The sequence below is a fragment of the Caulobacter sp. AP07 genome, assembly GCF_000281955.1.
Lineage (GTDB): Bacteria > Pseudomonadota > Alphaproteobacteria > Caulobacterales > Caulobacteraceae > Caulobacter.
In genome coordinates, this window is sequence record NZ_AKKF01000227.1 from 1 (window position 1) to 5,728 (window position 5,728).

Annotated in this window: 2 protein-coding genes and 1 pseudogene; 1 reads left to right on the forward strand and 2 read right to left on the reverse strand. The window is 68.2% G+C overall.

What is annotated here, in order from left to right; genetic code table 11:
- Positions 1 to 683, reverse strand: a pseudogene (locus tag PMI01_RS20365) (FadR/GntR family transcriptional regulator); the annotation flags it as partial.
- A 152-nt stretch (positions 684 to 835) separates the two neighbouring features.
- On the reverse strand, positions 836 to 1,996 hold the full coding sequence (locus PMI01_RS20370; protein WP_007673443.1) for an endo-1,4-beta-xylanase: 1,161 nt from the start codon (positions 1,994 to 1,996) through the stop codon (positions 836 to 838).
- A gap of 349 nt (positions 1,997 to 2,345) precedes the next feature.
- Between PMI01_RS20370 and PMI01_RS20375 the strand changes: the two genes are divergently transcribed.
- The gene (locus tag PMI01_RS20375) at positions 2,346 to 5,282 is read left to right on the forward strand and encodes a TonB-dependent receptor (protein ID WP_007673445.1); all 2,937 of its coding nucleotides are present in this window, start codon (positions 2,346 to 2,348) and stop codon (positions 5,280 to 5,282) included.
- The last annotated feature ends 446 nt before the right edge of the window (positions 5,283 to 5,728 follow it).

A 5,728-nucleotide genomic window follows, 5' to 3' on the forward strand; every position in this document is an offset into this window, starting at 1 on the left:
GGCCGCGCGGATCAGTTCCAGCACATCGACGATGATGACCTGCATGGCGGTCTGGGCGGCGACGGCGTCGCGGGCCAGGATCGCGTCGGCGACGTCCTCGTGCGAGGGGATCGAGGCGGTGCGACCCTTGATGCGGTTGGTGAAGCGGATCGAGATGCGCAGGGCGGTGTTCACCAGCTCGTGCAGGTCGCGGTAGAACGGGTTCTTGGTGGCGTTGAGGATGGCGACGTGGAAGGCGATGTCGGCCGACAGCGGGTCGTCCTCGCCCTCGGCGGCGGCCTTCATGCGGTCCAGGGCCTTGCGGATGCCGTCCAGGCCGGCCTGGTCGGCGTTGCGGGCGGCCGGGCCGCGGCGGCCGGCTCGATGCCCAGCCGCATCTCGGTGAACTCGGCCAGCAGGCGCAGCGAGAACTTGCGCTCCAGCAGCCAGCGCAGGACGTCGGGGTCGAGCAGGTTCCACTCGGTCTCGGGCTCGACCACCGTGCCGTGGCGCGGCCGGGCGCTGAGCAGGCCCTTGGCGGTCAGCATCTTGACCGCCTCGCGGGTCACCGTGCGACTGGCCCCGAACTGCTTGGACAGTTCGCCCTCGTTGGGAAAACCACTCTCGACATAGTCGCCGGTGACGATCGCCTGGCCCAGCGACTCCACGAGGCTATGGGTGAAGCTCACCCCCGGCCGGCGCATCCACCGCATGTCGGGGCCCGAGGCGGCGCCCGAGGCGGTGATCGAAGGCTTCACGCCGCGCCCCTGGACGCGCGGTCGCGCTGAAAGCCGCGCCATCGCCTAGCGCCCCGGTCCGTAGGCATGACGGATCATCGAAGGTTCTCCGACCCTGCTCATCGGTTCGGCGCCGACTTGAACGCCGCCGCCACCGCCTCGCGCAGCGGCTTGGGCTTGTAGCCGTCGTCATAGGGCGTGGGGCGCAGGAGCAGGCCGTCTGGACGCGGCGTGAAGTTCTGCAGCCACGAATACTTGTCGACCATGCCCCAGGCCAGCACCTCCTTGGTCTGGCGGTAGTCCAGCATCAGATCGAGATAACCCTTGGCGAGGGACGCCACCGCCGTGTCGCGGGCGGCGAGGTCGCTCGGCAATTTCTTGTCGTTGACGTCGAATTCGGTGATCAGCAGATCGTAGCCCATGCCGGTCGCCTCATCGAGGAAGGCCCGCCATTGTCGCTCCTGCGGCCGGCCCAGACCGCCGGCGGCGGCCGGGTCCTCGGTTCCGAGGTGGCTCTGGACGCCTAGGGCGTCGACCGGGGCCCCGCGCTTGCGGAACCCTTCCAGCAGCTTCAGCACGCCGGTCCTATGGGCCTCGTTGCCGGCCTCCCAGCCCATGTAGTCGTTGTAGACCAGGCGGGCCTTGGGCGCGGCGGCGCGGGCGGCGTGGTAGGCGACGTCGAGGGTCCGCTCCTGGCCCATGACGTCGGAGAAGACGGTGCGGCGGATCGAGCCGTCCTTGGGGTCGACCGTCTCGTTGACCACGTCCCAGGAGTCGATCTGCGGGTAGTGGGCGCAGACCCGGGTGATGTGGTCGACCAGCATGGCCTGGGCGTTGGCGGCTCTGGCCGGCCCGGTTCCGAAGTCGTGGGTCTTGAGCCAGTCCGGGAACCACTTGGGGTGGTGCCACAGCAGGGTGTGGCCGCGCAGGGCGATGTCGTGGGCCTTGGCGAACGCGGCGATGCGGTCGGCCCGTTCGAAGGCGAAGGTCTTGGCGTCCGGGCGCAGCACGTACCATTTCAGCTCGTTCTCGGGGACCAGCACGCCGCATTCGTCGATCAGCAGCTGGCGGTAGCGCGCGTCCTCGAATGACCCGGTGATCGCCCCCACCGGGCCCGCGCCGACCGCGCTGCCGAACCGCAGCCCCTTGGCCTTGGCCAGGGACGCCAGGCTCGGCGCGGAACCGCGCGCCGAGGTCACGCCCAGCGCCAGCGCGCCGGCGGCCAGGCCCGAGCCCAGCAGGCGCCGCCGTGACGGACCTGACGCGTGGCGACGGCTCATGAGCGATCCCTTCCCTGTAGCGCCTGGCCTCGTACGCCTGGCTTGTGATGGCCTGACGCTGCCCGCGCCTTCGGTGATTGGTCATACCAATCTCGCCAACTTCACCTGACAGGACTTGAGCCACGCCGTCAAGGTAGCGCTACCTTTTTGTTGCAACTCGCCCGCCCCCGCATGGTCGGACAACATTCTCACAAAGGTATGACCTTGTTGACTCGCGAGGCCTTACCTCGTAACGATGGAATTGTGACCGCTACCATCTTCGACGCCGTCGGCCTTTCCGACCGTCCGAAGCCAAGGCGGCGCGCAAAACGACAGGTGCGCAGAGCGCCGAATTTCTTAGGGGAGAAACATGGCTTCATCGGTCCATAGGCGCGCCGTCCGCCTGGCGCTCATCGGCGCCACCTGCCTCAGCGGCTTCGCCGCCGCGCCCGCCCTGGCCCAACAGGCCCCCGCCGCGGCGCCGGGCGACACGGTCGAGGAAGTGGTCGTCACCGGCTTCCGCAAGAGCCTGGCCGACGCCACCAACGCCAAGCGCGAAAGCGTCGCCTTCACCGACTCGGTGTTCGCCGAGGACATCGGCAAGTTCCCCGACCTCAACATCGCCGAGTCGCTGAACCGCATTCCCGGCATCCAGCTGACCCGCGAAATCAACGGCGACGGCCTGAACATCGCCATCCGCGGCCTGGGCACCAACTTCACCAAGGTGCTGCTGAACGGCTCGCAGATCGCCGTGGCCTCGTCGGGCCGCACCGACAGCCAGAACCAGAACCGCGAAGTCGACCTCAACCTGTTCCCGACCGAGCTGTTCACCCGCCTGGACGTCAGCAAGACGCCGATGGCCAGCCAGGTCGAAGGCGGCGTGGCCGGCGTGGTCAACATGCGCAACGCCCGGCCGCTGGACCGCGCGGGCCGCCACTTCACCTATTCGCTGCAGGGCAGCTACCAGGACAGCTCGGGCAAGTGGAGCCCCCGCGGCGCCGTCATGGCCAGCGACAGCTGGGACACCAACGTCGGCGAGTTCGGCCTGCTGGTCGGCTATGCCGGGGCGCGCTCCAAGAGCCGCACCGACGGCTTCGAGACCATCGGCTGGACCAACGCCAACCTGACCTACGCCCAGTGCGGCGTGGCCCCGCCGGCCGGGACCCTGGCCACCGCCCCCGCCCCGTCGTGCAACACCTCGGGCGGCAACGGCTTCAAATGGGCCGACACGGTCGCGGCCGGATCCGGCAACGGCCTGGTCGCCGGCACGCCGGTCACGGCCGCCTACCTGGCCTCGCTGAACCCCGGCACGACCGTCCAGCAGCTGGGCGACGCCATCCTGCCGCGCCTGGGCCGCCAGTCCTACAGCGCGGGCTCGCGCGACCGCGACTCGGTGCTGGTCTCGGGCGAGTACCGTCCCAACGACGACCTGGCCTTCTATCTCGACGTCCTGATGGGCAAGACGGTCAACGATTTCAACCGCCTGGACATGGACTGGATCGTCCGAAACTCCAACGGCATGGTGCCGATCGGCGTCACGGTCGACTCCAGCAACGTCGTCACCAAGGGCACGTTCGCCAACGCGCAGTTCTTCCTCGAGGCCCGGCCGTACCACGAGACCACCGACTTCTATAACGTCAACCCGGGCGGCTCCTGGCAGATCACCCCGTGGCTGAAGCTGGACGGCCAGTTCAACCTGAGCCGCAGCGTGTTCTTCCGCGAAGCGCCGACCATCCTGGTCAACACCCCGGCCGGCCTGACGGTGAACTTCGACAACACCAGCGGCGACTTCCCCAGCATCACCACCGCCGCCAACCTCAACGACCCCAACCTCGGCTGGCAGTTCGCGGGCGGCCGCCTCAACATCCAGAACGAAAAGCGCGTCACCAGCACCAAGGGCACGCACTGGAACCTGAAGATCGGCGAGAGCAACGACAACTACATCAAGGTCGGCGTCGCCTATGACGACGTCAGCCGCTCAATCCAGGCCCTGGACAACAGCGGCCGCTGGCAGGCCTTCACCTGCGGCGGCGGGCTGGACGCCAACGGCAACGTGCCGACCCCGGCCCCGTCCTGCAACGGCCAGGCCGGCTCGGCCATCACCCAGGGCCAGCTCGCCTCGTTCCTGCGCCCCGGCCCGCTGGGCTTCATCACGGTCGACTACGACGCCTTCAAGGCCGCCAGCCAGTTCGACCGCTTCAACGACAGCGCCCCGGCCGTCGCCTCGGCGGCCACCGCCGCCAGCTCCGGCTTCATCGCCGAGAAGACCAGCGGCGCCTATGTCGAGGCCAACGCCGTCACCCAGATCCTCGACCGCGACCTGGCCATCAATTTCGGCGGCCGCTACGCCAGCACCGACCAGACGATCCGCGGACCGCAGACGGTCAACGGCGTGACCACCATCCTGGAACGCGACACCCGCTATGACGCGTTCCTGCCGTCGTTCAACGCCGTCTACAAGCTGACCGGCGACATCAACCTGCGCATGGCCGCCTCGCGGACCCTGACCCGTCCCAACCCCAGCGCCATGCTGCCGGGCACGACCTTCAGCGACCCGTCGGCCCAAAACGCCAACCAGGGCAACCCGTCCCTGGCGCCCTACACCGCCAACAACTTCGACGTCGGCGGCGAATGGTACACCGGCGGCGCCGGCTATGTCGGCGTGGCGGCGTTCCAGAAGGTGGTCAACGGCTTCACGGTCCAGGGCACCAACACCATCCCGTTCAACCAGCTCGGCGTGGCCTACGACACCCTGACGGCCCTGCAGCAGCAGGCCATCACCAACCGCGGCGGCCCGGACGTGGCGACGGTCACCGTCACCCAGCAGGTCAACGCCGGCGGCACCCTGACCATCCGCGGCTACGAACTGAACTGGGTGCAGCCGCTGGACTTCATCTTCCCGGGCATCGGCTTCACCGCCAACTACACCCGCGTCAACCAGACCGGCAGCGGCAGCGGCGCCCCGGCCGTGGCCATCGGCATCTCGCCCTACACCTACAACCTGACCGGCTACTACGAAGGCCACGGCGCGACGGTCCGGCTGTCGTACAACTACAACGACGCCCAGGTCAGCTCCGACCCCAACCAGAACAGCCTGCCGACCGCCCGCCTGCGGACCGACGCCTACAAGCAGATGGACCTTTCGGCCAGCTACCAGCTGCCCTGGAAGAACGCGCCGATGATCACCTTCAACGCCATCAACATCACCAGCTCCACCCAGCGGCAGACCTTCGAATATCCGAACGCCGCCTTCACCTTCTACGATCCGGGTCCGACCTATCTCATCGGCATCCGCGGTCAGTTCTAGAACCTGACGCGCACTTCCTCCCACCTGCGTCTATCGGCGGCGTGTCTTCGGACACGCCGCTTTTTTTGTGGGTGGAGCCCAGGATAAACCCTCTCCCTCCGGGAGAGGGTTTCGTCCAGGCCCGCACGTTGATTTCGCCTAACCCGCTGAAATCCCTAAACCCGCACCCCGCCCGTCCTCCCCCTGAAAACCTCCCGTATGCTTCTCTCACCTCACCGTGGTGGAAAGGGCGCATGGCCAGCGACCGATGCGGCGGCGGGGGCGATCGAGCGGGAAGCTGGGTCGGCGGCGCGGTCTGCTTGGGTAAGGACCGCGTGACCTCATGTCTCTGGTGCCGGCTGGGCTCGGAACACGGATACAGCGTGACGTGAGGGCTGACCCAGCAACAGGCGGGCGGTGACGCGCTCGCGGTCCGGGACCGGGTTTCGTTGACCTGGCCCGCCCGT

Coding starts and splice junctions, on each gene's coding strand:
- PMI01_RS20370 (WP_007673443.1), bottom strand. CDS start 1,996: ATGAGCCGTCGCCACGCGTCAGGTCCGTCACGGCGGCGCCTGCTGGGC.
- PMI01_RS20375 (WP_007673445.1), top strand. CDS start 2,346: ATGGCTTCATCGGTCCATAGGCGCGCCGTCCGCCTGGCGCTCATCGGC.